Source organism: Marivita cryptomonadis (genome assembly GCF_002115725.1).
Lineage (GTDB): Bacteria > Pseudomonadota > Alphaproteobacteria > Rhodobacterales > Rhodobacteraceae > Marivita > Marivita cryptomonadis.
On the sequence record NZ_JFKD01000010.1, the window covers coordinates 98,196 to 119,565 of the forward strand.

Consider the following 21,370-nt stretch of genomic DNA (forward strand, 5'->3'; position numbering starts at 1 on the left):
TGCATGCTAAACTCAAACCACTTAGACGAGGGTCCTCAGTCGGGTCTAAATAGAGAAAAACACGTGATTTCAGCGAAATCGCTGGACCTCACCTTTCAGACCAATGACGGGCCAGTGCATGCGCTGTCCGGTGTTGATCTCGACATCGGTAAAGGAGAATTTGTCAGTTTCATTGGGCCGTCGGGCTGCGGCAAGACCACGTTTCTGCGCTGTATCGCGGCGCTTGAAGCGCCGACGGGCGGGACGCTGACGGTCAATGGAATGACCCCGGATGAGGCGCGACGGGCGCGGGCCTATGGCTATGTGTTTCAGGCGGCGGGGCTTTATCCGTGGCGGACGATCGAGAAGAACATCGCTTTGCCACTCGAAATCATGGGCTATTCCAAGTCTGAACAGGATGAGCGGATTGCGCGGGTGCTCGACCTCGTAGAGCTGTCGAATTTCGGCAAGAAATACCCATGGCAGCTTTCTGGAGGGATGCAGCAGCGGGCGTCGATTGCACGGGCGCTGGCGTTTGATGCGGACATTCTGCTGATGGATGAGCCGTTCGGTGCACTGGACGAGATTGTTCGCGACCACCTGAATGAACAGCTATTGGAGCTGTGGGCGCGGACGGAAAAGACCATCGGATTCGTGACGCACTCGATCCCGGAAGCGGTGTATCTGTCGACCAAGATCGTTGTCATGAGCCCGCGTCCGGGACGGATTACTGACGTGATCGACAGCCCTCTGCCCAAGGAGCGTCCGCTTGATATTCGCGACACGCCTGAATTCCTTGCCATTGCGCATCGGGTGCGCGAGGGGTTGCGGGCGGGCCATGCCTATGACGATTGAGGCATCATGAGAAACCTCGTGCCCATCCTGACTGTACTCGCAGCGATAGTTGCGCTTTGGTACGCTGCGGTCGCGCCGATGAACATTCGTGGTGCTCTGGATGTGGCAGAACGCGCTGGATCAGACGTGGTTCCCGCTGAATCCCGCGCGCGGTTCGAGCAGTCGATCTGGCGTTTGATGGCCGACAATTCGGAGCATATTGCGCTGGGCTACAGTCTTGACCGGCCACGCCTGCCGACCCCGGTTCAGGTTGGGGCTGAGCTTTGGAAGACCACGGGTGAGATGGCGCTTCGTGGTCGGGCGCTTTCTAAGCGGTCGCTTATCTATCATGGCTGGATCACGCTGCAGTCGACGCTTTGGGGATTTGCTCTTGGCACCGTACTGGGGATGGCGGGGGCAATTGCCATCGTCTACAGCCGGGTGGTGAATATGAGCCTGATGCCTTGGGCGATCATCAGTCAGACGGTGCCGATTGTGGCGCTGGCGCCGATGATTATCGTGTTGTCCAGTCAGGTGGGGATCGAAGGGCGCACGGTGCCAAAGGCAATCATCTCAGCCTATCTGTGTTATTTCCCGGTACTTGTCGGGATGGTCAAAGGGTTGAGATCGCCGGGCGCGGCGCAGCTTGATCTGCTGCGGACCTATTCGGCGTCTGGTTTGCAGGCCTTCTTGAAACTGCGGCTACCTGCGTCAATGCCGTATCTGTTCACCTCGCTCAAGATCGGGATTGCGGCGGCACTTGTTGGGACCATCGTGGGCGAATTGCCCACTGGGGCGATTTCGGGTCTGGGTGCGCGCATCCTGATCGGGGACCAGTTCGGCACGCCACTTGCGATATGGGCGGCGCTGTTCGCGGCGGCGATCCTTGCGGGGATTCTGGTTACCTTGCTGGACCTGATGCAGCGGGCGACGCTCAGGCGGATGGGGGTGCAGGCATGAGCTGGCTGATCTTTGCGCTTGTGTTCTGGATTGGTGCTTGGGCGCTGAACGCGTTTCTTGCCAATTCGGCTTGGCGTACATCTTTGGCAGTGCGGGTGCTGATCCCTGTGCTTTTTGGTGTAACGCTGATCGTGCTTTGGGAAGGAATTGTGCGAGGGTTTGGCGTTTCGCCGGTGATCCTGCCCGCGCCCTCGACCGTGGCGCAGACCTTTGTGGCCTCGACCGATATCCTTTGGGAGGATTTTCAGCAGACGGTTCTGAAAGGCGCATTGTCCGGCTTCGTGATCGGTGGACTGGCCGCGTTTGCCGCGGCGATCCTGATTGACCGTTCGGCTTTTCTGACACGCGGGTTGCTGCCCATCGGCAATTTCGTCGCCGCCCTGCCTATTGTCGGCATTGCGCCCATTCTGGTCAGTTGGTTCGGCTTCGACTGGCATTCCAAAGCGGCGGTCGTCGTGGTTATGGTGTTCTTCCCGATCCTCGTGAACACCGTACAAGGCTTGCGCGAGACAGATGCGATGCAGCGCGACCTCATGCGCACCTATGCTGCGAGTTATTTCGACACTTTGCTTAAATTGCGCCTGCCTGCAGCGCTGCCATTTGTGTTCAATGGGCTCAAGATTGCGACGACCCTTGCATTGATCGGGGCGATCGTTGCTGAGTATTTTGGATCCCCCACGCGCGGGATGGGGTTTCGTATTTCAACCGGGGTCGGCAGCCTGTCGATTGATCTTGTCTGGGCCGAGATCGCAGTCTCTGCGATGGCCGGCACAGCGTTCTACGGGCTCGTGGCCTGGTTCGAAAAGCGAGTGACGTTTTGGCACCCGTCACATCGCGGACACTAAAATGAAAAACGACAACATGGAGGTAATAACATGAAAACGAAGTTACTTGGTGCGTTGGCAGCAATTGGCCTGGCTGCACCAGCCTGGGCTGCGGACGATGTCACGTTGCAGTTGAAGTGGGTCACTCAGGCGCAGTTCGCAGGCTACTATGTGGCACTCGAAAACGGCTACTACGAAGAGGCCGACCTGAATGTCACCATCAAGCCGGGTGGCCCGGACATCGCGCCCACTCAGGTCATCGCTGGTGGTGGTGCGGACGTGACCGTCGAATGGATGCCCGCCGCCTTGGCGGCCCGTGAAAAGGGCCTGCCGCTGGTCAATATCGCGCAGCCGTTCAAAAGCTCCGGCATGATGTTGACATGCTGGAAAGATGCCGGGATCGCAACTCCGGATGATCTCAAGAACCGCACGCTGGGTGTTTGGTTCTTCGGCAATGAATTTCCGTTCATGTCGTGGATGAGCTCAATGGGCATTTCCACCGATGGCAAGAGCGAGAACGGTGTCGAAGTGCTCAAGCAGGGCTTCAACGTCGATCCACTGCTGCAGCGTCAGGCCGATTGCATTTCGACCATGACGTACAACGAATATTGGCAAGTGATCGACGCAGGCGTCAGCCCGGATGACCTCGTGACCTTCAAGTATGAAGATCAGGGTGTGGCGACGCTTGAAGATGGACTTTATGTGCTGGAAGATCGTCTGTCCGACCCGGCCTTTGTCGATAAGATGCAACGTTTTGTCGACGCGTCTATGAAGGGTTGGAAGTGGGCTGAGGAAAACCCGGATGAGGCAGCGATGATCGTGCTCGACTATGACGAGACGGGCGCGCAGACCGAAACGCATCAAAAGCGGATGATGGGTGAAGTGGCCAAGCTGACCGCAGGTTCGAACGGATCTCTGGACCCGGCGGATTTCCAGCGCACGGTTGCAACGCTGCTTGCCGGTGGTTCTGACCCGGTGATCACCGCCGATCCCGGTGATGCGGCATGGACACATGCGATTTCGAGCGTGTTGAACTGATCACAGCCTTCAAAAGGTTTGCACAGTGAAAGGGCCGGAAACGGCCCTTTCCTTTTATCTGCGCAACGTATCGCCGTAGCTGATCTTTGGGGTCAATTCGACGACTTTCGGCGTATCTGCTTCAGGTGAATTCACTCGCTCCGAGATGATTTCAGCCGCTTTGCGACCGATTTCTGTGCGGCAGGCATCCATTGTCGCGAGTTGACGTGGCAAGCCTTCGAGCAACTCCACGCCGTTAAACCCCGCCAGACCAATCTGGTTTGGAATATCGACACCCTTTTCCAACAGCGACAGCAAACCACCCGCAGCAATCATGTCGTTGGAGTAGTAGAGAAAGTCGAGATCGGGCTCTCGAGCCAGCATCGTTTCGGTCATCTCACGACCTTTCGCGAGAGCGGAGCCGCCGGAATAGAATTGTTGATCCGCCACTTCGACCCCACCTTTGGCCAACGCTCCGGTGAAGCCTTCGAACCGTTTGCGTGCGCGGTGATCCAGCGGCATCTTCGTGCCAAGAAACCCGATCCGCTGATACCCTGCCTTCAGAATCGCCTCAGCCATCTTGCGGCCTGCGCGGCGGTGCGAGATCCCAACCATCGCGTCGATTGGTGTGCCATCGACATCCATGATCTCGACCACTGGAATGCCACTTGCCTTGAGCATGGCCCGCGAGGCGTCGGTGTGTTCCAGTCCAGCGATGATCACGCCGGATGGTCGCCAAGACAGCATTTCGTAGAGAACCCGCTCTTCCTTTTCAGGCAGGTAGTCTGTGACGCCGACCACGGGTTGCAGTTCGGTTTCTTCCAAAACCGCACTGATGCCCGACATGACCTCTGGGAAGACCATGTTGCGCAGGCTGGGAATGATCACCGAGACGAGATTGACCCGTTGGCTCGCCAATGCTCCAGCAATCTTGTTCGGCACGTAGCCCAGCGATTTCGCCGCCGACAAAACGCGTTCGCGTGTTGCTGTCGAAACATCACCTCGATTGCGCAAGACGCGGCTGACAGTCATTTCGGAAACGCCGGATGCTTCTGAAACATCACGCAGCGTTAGAGGGCGGGTATCGTCACTGGCCAAGAGGGTCATCCTATTCTGTCATTAAGATGTTATCGCAATCTTTCACATTGCAGCAAGCAATTGCGACCTTTGTGAAAAAATGACTGAAGAGATGACAATCTTCGATTGGATCAGTATGGCTGTGTCGCGTGGTCCCGTGGCTCAACTGGATAGAGCAGCCCCCTCCTAAGGGGCAGGTTGCAGGTTCGAATCCTGCCGGGGTCGCCAAAAACACCTGAATGTGCCTTTAATGCTGATTGAACGCCCGAATGTGCCCGCGGTGGTTATTCCTTCGTCGTGATCCCTGTGCTCGACGGTCGGCACCAATTTTTTCAAGTCTAAGACACTGACTACGAAGCATTGGTAGCCAGATATAAGTTCCCGCTTTCCGAGCCGAAGCGTTCCAGCCGTTGCTCTTCCAGACGACGATCGAGCGATTATCCTGACCGCAATTGCGCGCACTGAAGCGTCATCCTGCCATCGCTTTTTGCCGCAATTTCTAGTGCGATCAAAATCATCTGATCAATCGATTGGGATATCAGCGTTTCGTCCGGCAAGCTCCACGCTGATCTGATATGCTTTCTCAGGTGTCATGCCTGCCATAATTCGGGCTGCTCTGTCAGAGGCCATGCGCCCAAGGAAGCCTGCGGCAAATGACGATTCCATCTGTTCGAACAATGCTGCAGCCTGTTTCGGCTTCATGTTGGCATAGACTTCGGTAAGCTGTGAGAGATCGTCCTCAGCGGCGGCGGCCGCAATCGAAATGGTGTCACGCAAGCTTTGTTCTGCCTGTTCTAGCTTTGTCAATTCGGCGTCAATGGCAGCTTCCGCAGCGATGAGCGTCGCTTCGCGTGCTTCGATTTCAACCTCGCGTTCGATCAGTCGTGCTTCGCGACCCTTAATCGCCTCCAGCGCAACTGTCAGCTCATCTGGCCGCGACAGGTCTAGCACCTCGGCCTCTATCCTGTCAGGGGATGCCTCTTCGCTGGCGATGACTTGCCCCGCTTCAGTTGCAAGGCGTACACCTGACGACAAGAGCAGCAAGGTGCCGATGATGGCCAATGTTCCCTGCTTGCTGCGCTTGGTGGTGCCGTAGTTGCGAGACATGCGCCTTATCATCCCGTCCCACCGGAGTGCCGCGAAAAGATCGGCCCTGTCTGAGGCGGCGGTGCTTTGGGTGTGGCTGGTGGCAGATCATGCATCGACGCGACCATCAATTCCAGCCGCTTGGCGGCATCTTCGGCGCGGCTGGTCAGGTCTTTGAGGCTGTCGTTGGAATGGGTGGCTGTTCGTTGGGCAGAGTCCAGTGTGGATTGCAAATCCGTAACCTGCGCAGAGAGTACCGCGACAGCAGCCCCGACACCATTTTCAAGGTCTGTGAAACGCGTTAGTCGTCGCGACAGAACAAAGCAGTAGAGCCCCGCGCCAAGTGCCCCGGCGACCAGTAGAATATCAGCTATAATTTCCATCAGATTCCTCTAATTCAGAATGAATTCTGTCACGAGTACACTGTTGGCCTTGCCCAAGCCGACAACCATAACGATCCGACGAAAGACTTGCAGGCGTATTTTGAACAACGCGCCTTGACCCTCAATGTCTTCAACCGTCAAAGCACGAAGGTAGCCGTTGAGAGCATCTTGTATCCGCGGCATCAGAAATTCCACATCTCCTCGGTATTGAGACGGTACCTCGATCTGTCCGGCAAAGCGGAGGTGTTCACTGCGTGCTCCCGTGGGCAACGTCACGATCAAGGGGGGGATTTCAACAAAAGCAACGTCTGGCAAAATATCCGGAAGATCCCCAGTCGCTGGTGATGCTGCTTCGTTTAATCGCGCGGGCACAAGATTTTTGGAGATTGCAAAATACCCGATCGCCGCACCTGCAAGACAAAAGACAACTGACATCAGCAGCCCCAGTTTTGACGCGGCCTTCTTTGTGTCACCAGATTCCGTCGCGAGTGTTTCAGCCATTGTTATGATCTCTCAGGTCTTCGTCCATGGCTGTGTTTTACCAATCAGGCACTAACCGATTGTTAACGCGAAAGCGCAATAACGGTCTGAGTTAAGACAGGGAATGATCGCGGTTCGGAGGCGAAGGTGAAGCAAATATTACCAATTTGGCAAAATCTTTCCAACACGCGCAGGGTGATTGTGATCGGCTCGACGATCGCAATTTTCCTTGCGGTTCTGGGGATGTCGCGACTTGTCACTCAGCCGCGAATGACACTGCTTTATTCCGGACTCGATCCGGCAGCTGCGGGTGAAGTGATCCAGTCGTTGCAACAGAAATCGGTGCCATTCGAAGTACAGGGTACATCCATTCTGGTTGCTGCAGCAAACCGGGATCAGCTGCGCCTGACCCTTGCAACTGAAGGGCTTCCTGCCACGTCGGGGCAGGGTTACGAACTTTTGGATACGCTGTCCGGATTTGGAACAACTGCTCAGATGTTCGATGCAACATACCTGCGCGCAAAAGAAGGAGAGCTTGCACGGACAATTGTCTCATCGTCTGACATCTCGTCGGCCCGCGTGCATATCGCAACTGGCAGCGATAACCCATTCCGACGTGATCTTGCCCCAAGTGCATCTGTCCATGTCACTGCACGTGCCGGCTCGGTCGATCGCCAACAAGCTCAAGCCATTCGCTATCTCGTGGCGTCTGCCGTGGCAGGGCTTTCCCCGGAGGCCGTATCCCTTATTGACGCGCAGCTGGGTCTGTTGAACGAGGATACGGGTGTTTTAGGAACATCGCGTGATGTGGAACGGGGAGATCTTCTCAGGGAGCGTGTCCTGCGGTTGGTTGAGGCGCGGGTCGGACGGGGAAATGCTGTCGTTGAGGTGAGCATCGATTCCATCACTGAGACTGAGTCGATCATGGAACGACACTTTGATCCTGAAAGCCGATTTGTCATCAGTTCCGACAGTGAGGAGCGATCCGATCAGTCCGAGAACGGAGGCTCCGGCGCAGTTACAGTCGCGTCCAATCTGCCTGATGGCGATGGTGCCGCGTCTGAAGGCGAAACGCGGCAAACTGCCGAAACGCGTGAACGTCTGAATTATGAGGTGTCTCAAACGACCCGCGAAATTCTGAAGGTACCCGGAGCGATCAAACGGTTGACCGTCGCGGTCATGGTGAATGGGGCAATCCAGACAAATGCGCAGGGAGAGGACACATTCATTCCTGTGGCAGAGGAAGAGTTGTCCGCTTTGCGTGATCTGGTTGCTTCGGCTGTGGGCTTCGACGAGGCCCGAGGCGATGTGATCACCCTCAAGTCATTGTCTTTCGAACCGAATGAACCGTTGGGTTCCGTGCCTATTGAAACAGGTTTTTTTGCAGGCCAAATCGATACGATGAAACTTTTGCAGCTTGCGGTCTTTGCCGCTGTTGCTCTGATATTAGGCATTTTTGTTCTACGCCCTCTCTTATTGCCGGGGCGGCGTACACAAGTGCTCGCCTTGCCTGCGACCACAAGCACGTCGGAACTGGATAGTGACATCCCGGTCCTCAATGGAACAATCGAGCCCGATACCGATGACCGAATTCCCATTTTGACCGACCAAGTGGTGAGCGCAGATCCCCAAAACGCAGAAGATGCCGTTGCCCGTCTGAAAACGCTGATCGAAGAACGCAGAAGCGAAACGGTCGAAGTCTTGCGCAGTTGGCTTGATGATCCCCGACCGGAGGATGCGAGATGACGTCTCTGGCCCTTTATCTGGAAGACTTCGGGACGCCAATCTCAGGGCAAACTGCAGCTGTGATTTCTGTCGAAATGCTTGAAACAGAGCGATTGGAGTCTTTCGACAAAGGCTATCGGGCTGGTTGGGACGATGCGATAAAAGCCAAGTCGGACGAAGGGGCGCAATTTGCAGATGGGGTTGCGCAGAGCCTTCAGGACCTGTCGTTCACCTACCACGAGGTACATGCGCAGATCCTATCCAATCTTGGGCCGTTGTTCGAAGAAATATTGCAAAAATTGTTGCCTCTCTTGGCACGAGAAACTTTGGGCGCGCATGTCGCGGACCAATTAGCCAGCATGGCGCGTGACATGGGAACCGTTCAGATCGAGATTGCGGTTGCCCCGGGAACGGCAGAACAGGTATCCCAGTTGGTCAACGGAGCGGGAGCCCGACTTCCGATTGCGGTGGTCGAAGACGCAGATGTGCCCGAAGGCCGCGCAGATATGCGCCTCGGCGCAAAAGAAGTGTCTATCGACCTTTCGGATGTGATCGTACAAATTTCTGAAGCTGTGCGCGCTGCCCTTCAGGGCCAAACTGAGATGCGCGCCCATGGATAGTACAAAGACACAATCGGACACGCGTAAGGTTGATGCGGCTTTTACCCATGTTCCAATTGAAATCATGGTGTCCGTCGGCCGCGCACGACCCTTGGTTAGAGACTTGCTGCAGCTTGAAGAAGGGTCTGTCTTACTGCTGGACAAACGTGTCGAAGACGCGGTCGAACTGTATGTCGGGGATCGCTTGATCGGTTTGGGTGTTCTCGAAATCGCAGAGACGGGCGAACAGCAAGGCCAGCTGTGCGTGCGCTTGGTCGATGTCAACGATCTTGGGCCATCGGGCAGTTAAAGGGTGGGCCGCGTCGGATATATCGTTCTTCTGGCAGGCATCCTGACGGCGTCGCACGTTTCAGCGCAAAGCCTTTCGTTCGATTTTGGCGACGGCGGTTCCATTACCGCCACAACCCTGCAACTGATCGCGTTGATCACCGTGCTCAGCATCGCGCCGGGCCTTGTGATCATGATCACCTGTTTTCCATTTATCATCACGGTACTTGCCATTTTGCGGCAGGCAATCGGATTACAGCAATCCCCTCCCAACATGCTGATCGTCAGCATTGCGCTGTTTCTCACGTTCTTCGTAATGGAGCCTGTCCTGCTTGAGTCATGGCAGCAGGGAATCAAGCCGCTTCTGGATGAGCAGATCGAGGTCGAAGAGGGTTTTGACCGTGGTTTTGAACCGTTTCGTGTGTTCATGGCGGCGCAGGTCGACCCGGACACCTTTGCCACAATGGCGCGCATCCGTAGTGATCTTGACTTGACGGAGGTCAGTCCGGACACTCCGCTCTCGGTGTTGGTTTCCACTTTTCTGCTATCCGAGATGTCCAGGGCGTTTCAGGTAGGGTTCCTGATCTTCCTGCCTTTCCTGATCATTGACCTTGTTGTGGCAGCAGTGCTGATGTCGATGGGTATGATGATGGTCCCGCCGGCCATCGTGTCACTGCCGTTCAAACTTGCGTTTTTCGTCGTAGCGAATGGCTGGGCGCTGGTGGCGGAAAGCCTAGTCAGATCCTACCAGTAATCCGATGAAGCCTTTGGGTTCAGCGACAGAACGATCCACCGCGATGTCGGGCTGTATCGAAGTGGAAGTGATCCTTGTGAAACCGATCGGAGTCCGGCCCGAGGACAGTGCCGAAAATACCGCAGGCCCGCGCATGCATTTTGCGCAGCATGGCGCCGGTGTCACGACGGTTCCAATCCTGCAAAAGCGTGATCTCAGACCCATCGCGGAGGCGGAACCCTGAGATGTCGATCGCACGCCCCTTGCCATGCTCACTGATCTTCGCGCCGGGCTGATTGTTGCGGGTTCGGCAGGCATAATGCGCGGCGACCCTGATTTGTGACACACCGCCACCTGTGGTGCCGATTGCAGGTTTTACGCCATTGTTCACCCACGTTTTCAGCGCCTTGGCGGTTGTGCAGTCGATCACGGCCTCTTGGCTTAGGGGAATGCCGGACACTGATCGAACTTTGACTGCGTTCTCAATTCCGCAAGCTGACAGGCGACCCGGGACGAAGCCAACCGTTTCGCCCTGAATGTCCGGATCATTGCAGACAGCACCTCGCGCGCGGGCTTGCCGTTGCGCCATTGCCTTTTGCACCATGCTGTCGGGGCGCAGGTTCGGGCGGATTGACAATCCAGTGGCTTGGGGGGACAGGGCGGCAAAGGCGCGTGTCGTCAGGCCAATCTGTCTGGCAAGCGCATGTTGGAAGCCGGGATCGGCCTCGCCTTCGATTTCCCGTGTCAACTGGCGCACCAAGCTGGCTTCAAACAAGATAGGTCGCGCGTTGGGTCGTGAGTCTTTCAGTGAAGGTTTGGTCAACTCAAGGGTAGGGCCCGTTCGGGCGACTGGTCTCAGTGATGTGTCTGGCGCCGCCAGTGCCGCCCCAGTCATCCCGATCCACACACAAACAAAAACACTCGTTAACCGCATCCGATGCCCTATCCAGAACGCCCAAAGTTTGGGGCTGCTGTATCCTGACCCGCTTCAATGATCCCGCGACGGATCGCCCGCGTTCGCGTGAAGTAGTCATGAAGCAATGGGCCATCACCCTGCCGGATCGCCCGTTGCAGCGCAAACAACTCTTCTGTGAAACGCCCAAGGATTTCCAGTGTCGCGTCCTTGTTGGTAAGGAAAACATCGCGCCACATTGTCGGATCCGAGGCTGCGATACGGGTGAAATCCCGAAATCCGGCCGCCGAATACTTGATCACTTCGCTGTCGGTGACGCGCCGCAGGTCATCCGCCACACCTACCATCGTGTACGCAATCAGGTGCGGGCAATGCGACGTGACCGCCAGAACGAGGTCGTGGTGGTCCGGCTCCATCACATCGACGTTCGAACCAAGACCACGCCAGTAGCGCGAAAGGGTTTCGACGGCCTCGGAGTCGCTGCCTTCGGACGGAACGATCAGGCACCACCGATTGTCGAAGAGCGTTGCGAAACCGGACTCCGGTCCGGAGTGTTCTGTTCCCGCCAACGGGTGCGCGGGAACGAAGTGCACGCCTTCAGGAATGTGCGGAGCAACATCGCTGATCACATGGCCCTTGACCGATCCAACGTCGGTAACGGTCGCTCTGGGCTTGAGATAGGGCGCGATATCTTGTGCCAGTTGCCCCATTACGCCGACGGGTACGGCCAGAACCACAAGGTCTGCATCCGCAACGGCCTCTGCCAGCGTATCGCAGACCTTGTCGCACAAACCGATCCGGCGCGCAGTGTCACGGGTTTCCGCGCTGCGGGCGTATCCTGTGACGTGGCCGGCCAAGCCGCCGCGTTTCATCGCCCAGAACATCGACGACGCGATCAGGCCAAGTCCGATCAAGGCGACGCGATCATAGATCGGGGTCATCGTGCGCCTGCCTTGAACTGGCCTATCGCATGCGCCACTCGGCGGCAGCTTGCCTCGTCCCCGACCGTGATGCGCAGCGCGAAGGGCAAGTTGTAGGACCCAACCTGTCGGACAATCAGGCCTTGTTTCTGCAGGTATTCATTACATGCTTCGGCCTCTGCTTCATCGGTGAACCGGGCAAGAACGAAATTCGCCATCGACGTGTCAGATGGAACACCATGTTCGGCCAGCGCTTCGGCCAACCATGCACGCAGGCGGGTGTTCTCAAGGCGGCACTTCTCGACATACGCGGTGTCGCGTACGGCGACTTCTGCCGCAGCGAGTGCAGTGCCGGACAGGTTGAAGGGGCCGCGAATGCGATTGAGAACGTCAATCACTTCCTGCGGTCCGTAGCCCCAGCCGATCCGCAGCCCGCCCAGGCCGTAAATCTTTGAGAAAGTGCGCGTCATCACAACGTTGTTGCGTGCACGAACCAGCCCGGCACCGCCATCGTAGCCGTCGACGAATTCGGCATAGGCTCCGTCCAACACCAGCAACGTCTGGGGGGGTAGGTTTTCGGCAAGACGTTCAACCTCGGCCAGACCGATCATTGTGCCGGTCGGATTGTTCGGGTTGGCGATGAACACCAATTTCGTCTTGTCCGTGCAGGCCGCAAGGATCGCGTCGACATCGGTGACGCGTTCATGTTCGGCGACCTCGACCGGAGTCGCACCCGCTGCAAGGGCGCAAATCTTGTAGAGCGCAAAACCGTGTTCCGTGTGGATCACCTCATCCCCTGGCCCGGCATAGGCTTGGCACAAAAAGGTGATGATCTCGTCAGAGCCGACACCACAGATGATCTGATCTGCGTTCAGGTTGTGAACTTCGGCGATGGCGGCGCGCAAAGCGGCGTGATTGGTCGAGGGATAGCGATGCAACTCGAGCACCGAACGCCGCACCGCTTCCTGCGCGGCGGGGCTTGGCCCGAACGGGTTTTCGTTCGAGCTGAGTTTCACCACGTTGGACACGCCGTCGACATGCGATTTGCCGCCGACATAAAGCGCAATATCCATGATCCCGGGTTGTGGGGTGATCTTCGTCATCTGAGCCTCCGCTATGCCAAACGGTTTAGCGGTGCGAACGGGCAAGGGAAAGCGACAAACCACCCCAGTCCAAGGCTGTCTCAGATGTGTGTCCGTGCAACGATACCCGTAAGGAGAGAGTCGTAGAGTTTGGGCGGCCCCTCGTATTCCGGGCTACGCGGCAGGTCGATCACATGCACGTCTGGTGCGCCGATCAACTCTGGCGCGACATCGTTTGCAACGGTAAGGAAACTAAAGCTGGTCTCAGGTCCGAAAAGGTCGCGTCCAAGCGCTGTGACGTTGGCATGTCGTTGAGCCGTCAGTTGGAATGTATCCCAGGGCGTGACGTTGTTCACGGTGTCCGGCAGATTGGGCTGAATATTCGACCAGACCAAATGTGTGCGCCCTCCATAGTCCGGTGCCAGGAACGGTGCGGCTTGGTGCGCAAGTTTGCTGATCAGGTTGTCTTTCTGTGCCGGATCGTCAAACGTCTTTGCAATCTCTTGTTCGTGGAAGAAACAAACGCCGGGAAGCAGTTTGTGAAACAGCAACACGTCCCATTCTACGAAAAACGCGGTCGCATCCCCAAGCATGTCTTGCAAACTGCCATCGACCGCGTGACGCAATATGGACTCCGTGCCGACCAACGAAACGATGTTCCAGTCGAACAAGGACCTCACGAAGTGGGGGGCCGTTTCGGGATGCCTGTCTTGGAAGAAATCGAATTGAAACCGATTGATGCAACTGCACCCGATGGTCAGCACACGGGTTGTGTCAGCGTCCATAAGGGCAGCATCACTCAGGCAGAATACGTCGGGTGGAACTGCCCGGATGGAGATGGTGTGAAAACCTCGCACCCATCATATGTGATCCCGATGGAGTGTTCGAACTGCGCGGACAACGACTTGTCCCGCGTCACGGCTGTCCAATCGTCGGCCAAAACTTTGGTTTCCGGACGACCAAGATTTACCATCGGCTCGATCGTGAAGAACATGCCTTCCTCAAGTCGCGGTCCGGTGCCTGGGCGGCCATAGTGCAGCACGTTGGGCGGAGCGTGGAACACGCGGCCCAAGCCGTGGCCGCAGAAGTCGCGCACGACGGACATACGGTTCGCCTCGACAAAGGTCTGGATAGCGTGGCCGATGTCGCCGAACGTGTTGCCGGGCTTTGCAGCTTCGATCCCCATGAACAGTGCGTCATGGGTGACCTGAATCAGACGCTCCGCCTTACGGCTCAGCTTGCCGGCCACATACATCCGGCTGGTGTCTCCGAACCATCCATCGACAATCACCGTCACATCGATGTTGAGGATGTCTCCATCCTTAAGCGTCTTGTCACCGGGGATACCGTGGCAGACCACGTGGTTCACGCTGATACAGCTTGCGTGCTGATAGCCTTTGTAGCCGATGGTTGCCGATACAGCGCCCGCTTTTTCAACCTCAGTTCGGATGAAATCGTCCAGCGCCGCAGTGGTCTGCCCGACGACGACATGTTCGGCCACATCATCCAGAATGCGGGCAGCCAGTTCTCCGGCTCTGCGCATACCAGCAAAGTCCGCTGCCTCGTGGATGCGGATACCTTCCCGTGTCATGCGACCATCATGGTTATTGTTCACAATGGAACTCCAGTAACTTTCATGTCGGTTTTAGCCCCCCGCGCATGGTTTTGCCAGTGGCGCGACATTACAGCCCAGACGGCGTTAGTATTTGGATAGGTTTGCCAAGTTCAACACCCCCAGGCGTTATGTGGCAATCCAAAGCCAATGTTTGAACTCCAGAGGCTGTGGCGGCACGCCAAGCCCGTGCATAGGTCGGGTCGATATCATGCGCGAGCGTCATGCGGTCACAATCCGTCCGTTGTACCAGATAGAGCATCACCGCACGGTGCCCCTGCACAACCATGTTGGCAAGTTCATGCAAGTGCTTGGTGCCGCGCGCAGTCACACTGTCGGGGAACTCGGCCAGTCCTTGTTGGCGCGAAAGGGTCACGGATTTCACCTCGACATAGGTGTCTTGCTCACCATCTCGGGACAACAGGAAATCAATCCGGCTTTTCTCGCCATAAGGCACCTCGGCACGCAGGGTGTCGAATGCATCTAGCCCCGGCACCTTGCGTGCCTCCAGCGCCGCCTTCAGCATTCGGTTCGGCACTGCCGTATCCACTCCAGTGAAGTGCCCGTTCTCGTGCTCGACCAGCCGCCAGCCGAACTTCAGTTTCTTCTTCGGGTCGTCGTTCGGCTCAAGCCAAATGCGCATCCCCGGATCGGCCAGACCCATCATCGACCCCGGGTTGGCGCAATGGGCTGTAACCTCTTGCCCGTCCGAAAGCGTGACATCAGCCAGAAAGCGTTTGTACCGCCGGATCAGGGTGCCCGGAACAAGAGGGGTTTGAAAGCGCATAAGCCACGCCTATACCTGAGCAAAACCCGGATCAAGGAGGCAGCGCATGCCCAATCCAACCGCAGCCATGCTGGTGATCGGCGACGAGATACTGTCAGGCCGGACTCGCGACGCCAACATGCACCATCTGGCGCAGGAACTGACCAAGGTCGGCATCAACCTGCGCGAAGTGCGGATCGTCAGCGATGACCATGATGCAATCGTTGCGGCGCTGAACGATTTGCGAGCGGCCCATGACACGGTCATCACTTCGGGCGGCATTGGGCCGACCCATGACGACATCACCGCCGATTGCGTGGCGGCAGCGTTTGGCGTCCATATAGACATGCGCGACGATGCGGCGGCCCTCTTGCAAGCGCACTACAACAGCCGCGGGATGGAATTCAACGACGCCCGCAAGCGCATGGCGCGTATTCCCGATGGGGCCGCGCTGATCGAAAACCCGGTTTCCATCGCGCCCGGCTTCACCATCGGCAACGTGCATGTGATGGCGGGTGTGCCCTCGGTGTTTCAGGCGATGGTCGCCAGCGTGATCCCAACGCTGACAGGCGGCGCACCGATCCTGTCACAGACCCTGCGGGTGGATCGCGGCGAAGGCGATATCGCCGGACCATTGGGCCAGATCGCATCCGATTTCCCGGACCTCTCAATCGGCTCCTACCCGTTCCAGCAGAACGGGGCTTATGGCTCCAATATCGTCGTGCGCGGCAGTGATGGCGCACGTGTGGATCATGCGATGGCGCGATTGGCAGAACTGTTCCCGGCATGACGCCCAACGTCCAGACCCTCTATGCGGTGACCGAGGCCACATGGCCACCCGCTGATCGCACGCCGGCGGGGCCGTGGATGCTGCGAAACGGGGCCGGAGGCGGAAAGCGCGTGAGCGCGGCCACGGCAGAAGGTGACTGGCGCGAGGAAGACCTCTCGGCCGCGGAAACCGCGATGCGGATGCTGGGTCAGGATGCGCTCTTCATGATCCGAGAAGGTGACGGCGCTTTGGACGCGGCGTTGGCCGATCGCGGGTACGAAGTGATCGACCCGGTGAACCTCTGGGTGTGTCCGATTGATCACCTGACCGATGTACCCGTGCCCCGCGTCACCGCCTTTTCGATATGGGAACCCTTGGCGATCATGCGCGATCTTTGGCAAGCAGGTGGCATTGGGCCAGACCGTATCGCCGTGATGGAGCGGGCCGAGGTGCCCAAAACGGGCATCCTTGGACGGATCACCGACAAGCCCGCAGGCACGGCTTATTGTGCGATCTCCGAACAGATCGCGATGGTGCACGCTCTTGAAATCGCAAAGGCCCATCGTCGCAAAGGCATGGGCGTCTGGCTGATGCGGCAGGCCGCCCTTTGGGCCAACTCGAACGGCGCGGAATGGATGAGCGTCTTGTGCACGCAGGCGAATGTCGGCGCAAACGGCCTCTATGCTTCCCTCGGAATGCAGGTTGTGGGACAGTACCACTACCGCATCCTGCCAAACACAAGCGAACCCGAATGACCAAAGATACCCCTCCCACGGCGCTCAACCTGCCGATGGTCGACCCGCTTCCTCCCGAGACGCAGAAATACTTTGATGTCTGTCAGGACAAGCTGGGCATGATCCCGAACGTGCTAAAGGCGTATGCCTTCGACATTGAAAAGCTGAACGCGTTTACCGTCATGTACAATGATCTGATGCTGGCGGGCAGCGGGCTGAGCAAACTGGAGCGCGAGATGATCGCGGTGGTCGTCAGTTCGATCAACAAGTGTTTCTATTGCCTCACCGCCCACGGTGCTGCGGTGCGCGCACTGTCCGGTGATCCCAAGCTGGGCGAGATGCTGGTGATGAACTGGCGCGTCGCTGATCTGCCGCACCGCCACCGCGCGATGCTGGCCTTTGCCGAGAAGATCACCAAATCCAGCGCTGAGATCGCGGAATTCGACCGCGAAGCGTTGCGGGATGCTGGGTTCAGTGACCGTGACATCTGGGACATCGCTAACGTCGCCGGGTTCTTCAACATGACCAACCGCGTGGCCAGTGCCACGGATATGCGGCCCAATGACGAGTATCACGCGCAAGCGCGCTAAATTCAGTGGGCTTTGTGTCGCGGCGAGCCTGTGTGCATCGTCCTCCATGGCCCTTGATCTGGCTTTGCCTTTAGGGGCGCGTGAAACCGTGTCGCGCGTCACACCAGCGGGCAGCTATGATCTTCCCATCGGGGCGTGGACCGAAGCCGCGGGCGTGCCCGTCGCTAGCCTCGAGGGCGAAGTCCGGCGAAAGGCGTGGCGCATTTCCGGCGCGGGGATCACCACCGGGCAAGTGCTTGGGCCTTTGCGCGAGCAACTCATGTCCGATGGGTTTGATATCATTTTCGAATGCAGTGCCCGAAGCTGCGGCGGTTTCGATTTTCGCTTTGGCACCGACGTTCTGCGCGCGCCGAACATGTATGTCGATCTGTCGGATTATCGTTTCCTGTCCGCCAAATCGGCGGATGCCACCCAAGCCTTAAGTCTCTTGATCAGCCGTGATGGTGACACGGTTTTTGTGCAGTTGGTTGCGGTCGGTCCTCCGGGGCGCGCGGATGTTTCCGTGATCGCGGCTCCCGCGCTGTCCATCCCAGTGGACGCAAGCGACATCGTGGCACAGTTGGAAACCGCGGGTCACGTGGTGTTGGCCGATCTCGATTTTGCCAGCGGATCTGCCTCGCTGGGTGATGGCCCGGTGCAATCACTTGATGCGATGGTGGCCTACTTGCTTGCCAACCCGACCCGTCAGATCACCTTTGTCGGCCATACCGACGCAACAGGATCGCTTGCCGCGAATGTGGCCCTGTCACGCCGCCGGGCCGAGGCTGCTCAGGCCTATATCGTATCGCGTGGCGTGCCCGCCGGGCAGGTCGCCGCCGACGGTGTCGGCTTCCTGGCACCGCGCGCCACCAACCTGACTGCCGAAGGGCGAGAGGCCAACCGGCGCGTTGAGGCCGTTCTGATATCTGTGGAATGAAAAAGGCCGGGAACACGCCCCGACCTTTTCCCAAAGTTCAGTCTGCAATGGCTTACAAAGGCAGCTTGGTCTTGCGCAGATAAGGCAGCACAGTTTCGATCTTGCCGTACTTTGCAATCGCATCCGCGTCGCTGACCGACATCGGTACAATGACATCCTGGCCGACAGTCCAGTTTGCCGGCATGGCAACGTTTTCCCGCGCCGAAGTTTGCAGCGCGTCCAGTGCACGCAACACTTCGGCAAAGTTCCGGCCCACGGTCATTGGGTAAGTCATGCTCAGCTTCAGCTTCTTGTCAGGTCCGACAATGAACACAACCCGGACTGTCGCGCTGTCCGCGGGGGTCCGGCCATCTGGCAGGACGTATTCTGCAGGCAGCATGTCGAACGCTTTGGCCACGGCCAAGTCTTCATCCGCGATGATCGGAAAGCCTGCTTTGGACCCGGAAGTCGATTCGATATCATCCTTCCACTTCTTGTGATCCTCGACACCGTCGACGGAAATGCCCATCACCTTGGTGCCACGTTTTTCCCATTCTTCAGACAGTTGCGCGACCGCACCGAATTCCGTGGTGCAGACGGGCGTAAAGTCCTTTGGATGTGAGAAAAGGATTGCCCAACTGTCGCCAATCCAATCGTGAAGGGTGATCGTCCCCTGATCGGTTTCTACAGTCAGGTTGGGAATTTCATCGTTGATACGCAGGCCCATGATTGCCTCCTTCTGAGATGTGACGTTTGACGCAAACATAGGCAGCGCATCGGTCGGTTACACCCCCTTGCGAGGGGAACGCGGGGGTGACACAGTGTCGTCTGCAATGCTCTGAGGGGAGACAATCAGATGATCGAGAAACGCCAATTCTACATCAACGGAGAATGGATCGATCCCGTCGAGGGACGTGACCACCACGTCATTGATCCTTCCACCGAAGAGCCCTGTGCCGTGATTTCCCTTGGAGGTCAGGCTGACACCGACGCGGCAGTTGCCGCGGCCAAGGACGCCTTTCCATCATGGATGGCCACTCCGCCCGGAGACCGCATCGCGCCGGTGGAAAAACTGCTCGAGATCTACCAATCGCGCGGTGAAGAAATGGCGCTAGCCATGAGTGTCGAAATGGGTGCACCCATCGACATGTCGCGCGCGAGCCAGGTCGGCGCGGGCACATGGCATCTGCAAAACTTCATCGACGCGGCCAAGTCATTTGAATTTGACCGCCCGCTCAACGACCAAAGCCCAAAGGACCGCATCATCTACGAAGCCGTCGGCGTCTGCGCCCTGATCACGCCGTGGAACTGGCCAATGAACCAAGTCACGCTCAAGGTGGGTGCTGCGGCCATCGCGGGCTGTACGATGGTGCTCAAGCCGTCCGAGGAAAGCCCACTCAACGCGATGATCTTTGCCGAAATGATGCACGAGGCCGGTTTCCCGCCGGGCGTATTCAACCTCGTGAACGGAGATGGCGTTGGCGTCGGCAGCCAGCTTTCGGCACATCCCGACGTCGACATGGTCAGCTTTACAGGCTCCAGCCGCGCTGGCAAACTGATCTCCAAGGCGGCTGCCGACACGCTCAAGCGGGTACATCTGGAATTGGGTGGCAAAGGTGCGAACCTGATCTTCGCCGACGCCGATGAGAAAGCCGTCAAGCGCAGCGTGCTGCACATGATGCAGAACACAGGTCAGTCCTGTAACGCGCCGTCCCGCATGATGGTCGAAGCGCCAATCTACGACCGTGTGGTCGAAGAGGCGGGCGAGATTGCCGCCAAGGTCAGCGTCGGCCCCGCCTCGTCCGAAGGCCGTCATATCGGCCCCGTGGTGAACGCGACCCAGTGGCAGAAAATTCAGGACCTGATCCAGAAAGGCATCGACGAAGGCGCACGCCTTGTCACCGGCGGGGTCGGACGTCCCGAAGGCCTGAACAAGGGTTTCTATGTGCGGCCCACGGTGTTTGCTGATGTGACCAATGACATGACCATCGCACGCGAAGAAATCTTTGGACCGGTCTTGTCGATCATGAAGTTCGAGACCGAAGACGAGGCGGTGCAAGTCGCAAACGACACCGTCTACGGTCTGACCAACTATGTCCAAAGCCAGGACGGCGCACGTAGGAACAGGCTGGCGCGTCAGCTGCGGTCAGGCATGGTGGAAATGAACGGGGAAGGCCGGTCTGCAGGATCGCCCTTCGGCGGAATGAAGCAATCCGGCAACGGACGCGAAGGCGGTGTCTGGGGCATCGAGGACTTTCTCGAAGTCAAAGCCGTCTCTGGCTGGGCGGCAGAGTAAACCCAAATTGGAGCAGGGGGCACAGGTCTCCTGCTTCTTCTTTTTCCAAATATGCAATCGGCGCTGCCACAAGCTGCGTAAGTTGGACATATCAGCGTCCGGTTCGTCTCAGAACGGAGCGGCCACCCTAAACTTCATACCTTCGCCACCATCCGGGTGCCGTAAACGCAATTCTTCGGCATGTAGCATCATACGCGGGTGCTGATCTGCAGTCCCGGGCGCATAGAGTGGATCACCCAAAATCGGATGCCCCAAAGCCAGCATATGCACCCGAAGCTGATGGCTGCGCCCGGTCTGCGGAAACAGCTTTACCCGGCTTTCCGCGTCCGACGCTTTCATTACCCGCCAATCTGTCACTGCCGGTTTGCCAGCCTCATGATCGACCTTTTGCAAAGGGCGGTTCGGCCAATCGACGATTAGCGGCAGGTCCACTGTCCCGGTCTTCGGCTCCAGGCGTCCGGCGACGCGGGCGAGATAGGTTTTCTTTGTCTGCCGTTTCTCGAACTGCAATCCCAGATGGCGCTGAGCATGGGGTGTCAGGCCGAACACCATCACGCCCGAGGTATCACGATCAAGCCGGTGTACCAGAAGCACCTGTGGATAAGCCGCTTCGAGCCGCGCGATCAGACAATCTGCCAGTTCTGCTCCCTTTCCGGGCACAGACAGCAATCCGGCGGGCTTGTTCACCGCGAGGATCTCGTGGTCCTCGTGCAGAATGTCCAGCGGCGTGTCGGGCGGGGTATAATCTGACATCTGCACCGTCTACGCAGCTTGAGAGCCCAGAACAAGACTCAGGATTTTCGTACGA

25 protein-coding genes and 1 tRNA gene are annotated in these 21,370 nt (G+C 57.8%); 14 read left to right on the forward strand and 12 right to left on the reverse strand.

Translation table 11 applies throughout. The features are described from left to right. Positions 1-3 precede the first annotated feature (3 nt). Genes MCRY_RS12625 through MCRY_RS12640 form a run of 4 tightly spaced genes read left to right on the forward strand, consistent with a single transcriptional unit; the run spans position 4 to position 3,635 of the window. On the forward strand, positions 4-834 hold the full coding sequence (locus MCRY_RS12625) for an ABC transporter ATP-binding protein (RefSeq protein ID WP_085630395.1): 831 nt from the start codon (positions 4-6) through the stop codon (positions 832-834). A 6-nt stretch (positions 835-840) separates the two neighbouring features. After that, the gene (locus MCRY_RS12630) at positions 841-1,773 is read left to right on the forward strand and encodes an ABC transporter permease (protein ID WP_085630397.1); all 933 of its coding nucleotides are present in this window, start codon (positions 841-843) and stop codon (positions 1,771-1,773) included. Continuing rightward, the gene (locus MCRY_RS12635) at positions 1,770-2,618 is read left to right on the forward strand and encodes an ABC transporter permease (protein ID WP_085630399.1); all 849 of its coding nucleotides are present in this window, start codon (positions 1,770-1,772) and stop codon (positions 2,616-2,618) included. The genes MCRY_RS12630 and MCRY_RS12635 overlap by 4 nt, the downstream gene beginning before the upstream one ends. 30 nt (positions 2,619-2,648) lie before the next feature. Further along, positions 2,649-3,635: an ABC transporter substrate-binding protein gene (locus MCRY_RS12640; RefSeq protein ID WP_085630401.1), complete on the forward strand. Its 987-nt coding sequence runs from the start codon at positions 2,649-2,651 to the stop codon at positions 3,633-3,635. A 54-nt stretch (positions 3,636-3,689) separates the two neighbouring features. On the opposite strand, the gene MCRY_RS12645 is transcribed toward MCRY_RS12640, so the two are convergent. Continuing rightward, positions 3,690-4,721, reverse strand: coding sequence for a LacI family DNA-binding transcriptional regulator (locus tag MCRY_RS12645; protein ID WP_085630403.1), 1,032 nt, complete (start codon positions 4,719-4,721; stop codon positions 3,690-3,692). 121 nt (positions 4,722-4,842) lie between these two features. Here MCRY_RS12645 and MCRY_RS12650 point away from each other — a divergent pair. Next, positions 4,843-4,919, forward strand: a tRNA-Arg gene (locus MCRY_RS12650). Positions 4,920-5,213: 294 nt separating this feature from the next. Here the strand turns inward: MCRY_RS12650 and MCRY_RS12655 are convergent. From MCRY_RS12655 to MCRY_RS12665, 3 genes are read right to left on the reverse strand one after another with little or no spacing between them, the layout of a single operon-like run. Then, a complete protein-coding gene (locus MCRY_RS12655) occupies positions 5,214-5,798 on the reverse strand; it encodes a MotE family protein (RefSeq protein ID WP_238939682.1) in 585 nt (194 codons plus the stop codon). Positions 5,799-5,806: 8 nt separating this feature from the next. Continuing rightward, positions 5,807-6,160, reverse strand: a complete 354-nt coding sequence (locus MCRY_RS12660) for a hypothetical protein (protein WP_085630407.1) — start codon at positions 6,158-6,160, stop codon at positions 5,807-5,809. A 9-nt stretch (positions 6,161-6,169) separates the two neighbouring features. Then, positions 6,170-6,661: a flagellar basal body-associated FliL family protein gene (locus tag MCRY_RS12665; protein WP_085630409.1), complete on the reverse strand. Its 492-nt coding sequence runs from the start codon at positions 6,659-6,661 to the stop codon at positions 6,170-6,172. 126 nt (positions 6,662-6,787) lie between these two features. Between MCRY_RS12665 and fliF the strand changes: the two genes are divergently transcribed. From fliF to fliP, 4 genes are read left to right on the forward strand one after another with little or no spacing between them, the layout of a single operon-like run. Continuing rightward, a complete protein-coding gene (fliF, locus tag MCRY_RS12670) occupies positions 6,788-8,386 on the forward strand; it encodes a flagellar basal-body MS-ring/collar protein FliF (protein ID WP_085630411.1) in 1,599 nt (532 codons plus the stop codon). Further along, positions 8,383-8,985 (forward strand): FliH/SctL family protein, encoded by a 603-nt coding sequence (locus tag MCRY_RS12675; RefSeq protein WP_085630413.1) that lies wholly within the window; start codon positions 8,383-8,385, stop codon positions 8,983-8,985. Before fliF ends, MCRY_RS12675 begins: the two co-directional genes overlap by 4 nt. Further along, entirely contained in the window at positions 8,978-9,274 is a 297-nt protein-coding gene (locus MCRY_RS12680) for a FliM/FliN family flagellar motor switch protein (protein ID WP_085630415.1), read from the forward strand. Before MCRY_RS12675 ends, MCRY_RS12680 begins: the two co-directional genes overlap by 8 nt. Positions 9,275-9,277: 3 nt before the next feature. Then, a complete protein-coding gene (gene fliP, locus MCRY_RS12685; protein WP_085630417.1) occupies positions 9,278-10,006 on the forward strand; it encodes a flagellar type III secretion system pore protein FliP in 729 nt (242 codons plus the stop codon). A 19-nt stretch (positions 10,007-10,025) separates the two neighbouring features. Here fliP and MCRY_RS12690 read toward each other — a convergent pair whose 3' ends face one another. From MCRY_RS12690 to sfsA, 6 genes are all read right to left on the reverse strand, one after another. Continuing rightward, on the reverse strand, positions 10,026-10,742 hold the full coding sequence (locus MCRY_RS12690) for an extensin-like domain-containing protein (protein ID WP_338087196.1): 717 nt from the start codon (positions 10,740-10,742) through the stop codon (positions 10,026-10,028). Positions 10,743-10,927: 185 nt separating this feature from the next. Continuing rightward, complete coding sequence (locus MCRY_RS12695) at positions 10,928-11,839, reverse strand: prephenate/arogenate dehydrogenase family protein (protein WP_085630421.1); 912 nt, start codon at positions 11,837-11,839, stop codon at positions 10,928-10,930. After that, complete coding sequence (gene hisC / locus MCRY_RS12700) at positions 11,836-12,921, reverse strand: histidinol-phosphate transaminase (RefSeq protein WP_085630423.1); 1,086 nt, start codon at positions 12,919-12,921, stop codon at positions 11,836-11,838. The genes MCRY_RS12695 and hisC overlap by 4 nt, the downstream gene beginning before the upstream one ends. An 80-nt stretch (positions 12,922-13,001) precedes the next feature. Beyond that, positions 13,002-13,685 carry a hypothetical protein gene (locus tag MCRY_RS12705; protein ID WP_085630425.1) on the reverse strand — a complete coding sequence of 228 codons (684 nt, stop codon included), beginning with the start codon at positions 13,683-13,685 and terminating at the stop codon, positions 13,002-13,004. A 14-nt stretch (positions 13,686-13,699) separates the two neighbouring features. Then, complete coding sequence (map, locus tag MCRY_RS12710) at positions 13,700-14,491, reverse strand: type I methionyl aminopeptidase (protein WP_085630427.1); 792 nt, start codon at positions 14,489-14,491, stop codon at positions 13,700-13,702. Positions 14,492-14,582: 91 nt separating this feature from the next. Continuing rightward, positions 14,583-15,299 (reverse strand): DNA/RNA nuclease SfsA, encoded by a 717-nt coding sequence (sfsA, locus tag MCRY_RS12715; protein WP_085630429.1) that lies wholly within the window; start codon positions 15,297-15,299, stop codon positions 14,583-14,585. 46 nt (positions 15,300-15,345) lie between these two features. Between sfsA and MCRY_RS12720 the strand changes: the two genes are divergently transcribed. From MCRY_RS12720 to MCRY_RS12735, 4 genes are read left to right on the forward strand one after another with little or no spacing between them, the layout of a single operon-like run. Beyond that, positions 15,346-16,068: a competence/damage-inducible protein A gene (locus MCRY_RS12720; RefSeq protein WP_085630431.1), complete on the forward strand. Its 723-nt coding sequence runs from the start codon at positions 15,346-15,348 to the stop codon at positions 16,066-16,068. Next, positions 16,065-16,802: a GNAT family N-acetyltransferase gene (locus MCRY_RS12725; protein WP_085630433.1), complete on the forward strand. Its 738-nt coding sequence runs from the start codon at positions 16,065-16,067 to the stop codon at positions 16,800-16,802. Before MCRY_RS12720 ends, MCRY_RS12725 begins: the two co-directional genes overlap by 4 nt. Then, on the forward strand, positions 16,799-17,371 hold the full coding sequence (locus MCRY_RS12730) for a peroxidase-related enzyme (RefSeq protein WP_085630435.1): 573 nt from the start codon (positions 16,799-16,801) through the stop codon (positions 17,369-17,371). The genes MCRY_RS12725 and MCRY_RS12730 overlap by 4 nt, the downstream gene beginning before the upstream one ends. Next, positions 17,343-18,287 (forward strand): OmpA family protein, encoded by a 945-nt coding sequence (locus MCRY_RS12735; RefSeq protein WP_085630437.1) that lies wholly within the window; start codon positions 17,343-17,345, stop codon positions 18,285-18,287. The genes MCRY_RS12730 and MCRY_RS12735 overlap by 29 nt, the downstream gene beginning before the upstream one ends. A gap of 52 nt (positions 18,288-18,339) precedes the next feature. Here the strand turns inward: MCRY_RS12735 and MCRY_RS12740 are convergent, their stop codons facing one another. Beyond that, a complete protein-coding gene (locus MCRY_RS12740) occupies positions 18,340-18,993 on the reverse strand; it encodes a peroxiredoxin (protein ID WP_085630439.1) in 654 nt (217 codons plus the stop codon). Between the two features lie 129 nt (positions 18,994-19,122). Here MCRY_RS12740 and MCRY_RS12745 point away from each other — a divergent pair, with 129 nt between their 5' ends. After that, complete coding sequence (locus tag MCRY_RS12745; RefSeq protein WP_085630441.1) at positions 19,123-20,562, forward strand: aldehyde dehydrogenase family protein; 1,440 nt, start codon at positions 19,123-19,125, stop codon at positions 20,560-20,562. A 108-nt stretch (positions 20,563-20,670) separates the two neighbouring features. Here MCRY_RS12745 and MCRY_RS12750 read toward each other — a convergent pair whose 3' ends face one another. Next, on the reverse strand, positions 20,671-21,315 hold the full coding sequence (locus MCRY_RS12750) for an RluA family pseudouridine synthase (protein WP_085630443.1): 645 nt from the start codon (positions 21,313-21,315) through the stop codon (positions 20,671-20,673). Positions 21,316-21,370: the final 55 nt, after the last annotated feature.

Bases quoted from the DNA above. Each gene is read 5' to 3' on its own strand.
- MCRY_RS12730 (WP_085630435.1), top strand. From the start codon at position 16,799: ATGACCAAAGATACCCCTCCCACGGCGCTCAACCTGCCGATGGTCGAC.
- MCRY_RS12720 (WP_085630431.1), top strand. From the start codon at position 15,346: ATGCCCAATCCAACCGCAGCCATGCTGGTGATCGGCGACGAGATACTG.
- MCRY_RS12735 (WP_085630437.1), top strand. From the start codon at position 17,343: ATGACGAGTATCACGCGCAAGCGCGCTAAATTCAGTGGGCTTTGTGTC.
- MCRY_RS12745 (WP_085630441.1), top strand. From the start codon at position 19,123: ATGATCGAGAAACGCCAATTCTACATCAACGGAGAATGGATCGATCCC.
- MCRY_RS12655 (WP_238939682.1), bottom strand. From the start codon at position 5,798: ATGTCTCGCAACTACGGCACCACCAAGCGCAGCAAGCAGGGAACATTG.
- MCRY_RS12640 (WP_085630401.1), top strand. From the start codon at position 2,649: ATGAAAACGAAGTTACTTGGTGCGTTGGCAGCAATTGGCCTGGCTGCA.
- MCRY_RS12695 (WP_085630421.1), bottom strand. From the start codon at position 11,839: ATGACCCCGATCTATGATCGCGTCGCCTTGATCGGACTTGGCCTGATC.
- MCRY_RS12630 (WP_085630397.1), top strand. From the start codon at position 841: ATGAGAAACCTCGTGCCCATCCTGACTGTACTCGCAGCGATAGTTGCG.
- hisC (WP_085630423.1), bottom strand. From the start codon at position 12,921: ATGACGAAGATCACCCCACAACCCGGGATCATGGATATTGCGCTTTAT.
- MCRY_RS12645 (WP_085630403.1), bottom strand. From the start codon at position 4,721: ATGACCCTCTTGGCCAGTGACGATACCCGCCCTCTAACGCTGCGTGAT.
- MCRY_RS12665 (WP_085630409.1), bottom strand. From the start codon at position 6,661: ATGGCTGAAACACTCGCGACGGAATCTGGTGACACAAAGAAGGCCGCG.
- MCRY_RS12740 (WP_085630439.1), bottom strand. From the start codon at position 18,993: ATGGGCCTGCGTATCAACGATGAAATTCCCAACCTGACTGTAGAAACC.
- MCRY_RS12625 (WP_085630395.1), top strand. From the start codon at position 4: ATGCTAAACTCAAACCACTTAGACGAGGGTCCTCAGTCGGGTCTAAAT.
- sfsA (WP_085630429.1), bottom strand. From the start codon at position 15,299: ATGCGCTTTCAAACCCCTCTTGTTCCGGGCACCCTGATCCGGCGGTAC.
- MCRY_RS12660 (WP_085630407.1), bottom strand. From the start codon at position 6,160: ATGGAAATTATAGCTGATATTCTACTGGTCGCCGGGGCACTTGGCGCG.
- MCRY_RS12675 (WP_085630413.1), top strand. From the start codon at position 8,383: ATGACGTCTCTGGCCCTTTATCTGGAAGACTTCGGGACGCCAATCTCA.
- MCRY_RS12635 (WP_085630399.1), top strand. From the start codon at position 1,770: ATGAGCTGGCTGATCTTTGCGCTTGTGTTCTGGATTGGTGCTTGGGCG.
- MCRY_RS12680 (WP_085630415.1), top strand. From the start codon at position 8,978: ATGGATAGTACAAAGACACAATCGGACACGCGTAAGGTTGATGCGGCT.
- MCRY_RS12705 (WP_085630425.1), bottom strand. From the start codon at position 13,685: ATGGACGCTGACACAACCCGTGTGCTGACCATCGGGTGCAGTTGCATC.
- MCRY_RS12750 (WP_085630443.1), bottom strand. From the start codon at position 21,315: ATGTCAGATTATACCCCGCCCGACACGCCGCTGGACATTCTGCACGAG.
- map (WP_085630427.1), bottom strand. From the start codon at position 14,491: ATGACACGGGAAGGTATCCGCATCCACGAGGCAGCGGACTTTGCTGGT.
- MCRY_RS12725 (WP_085630433.1), top strand. From the start codon at position 16,065: ATGACGCCCAACGTCCAGACCCTCTATGCGGTGACCGAGGCCACATGG.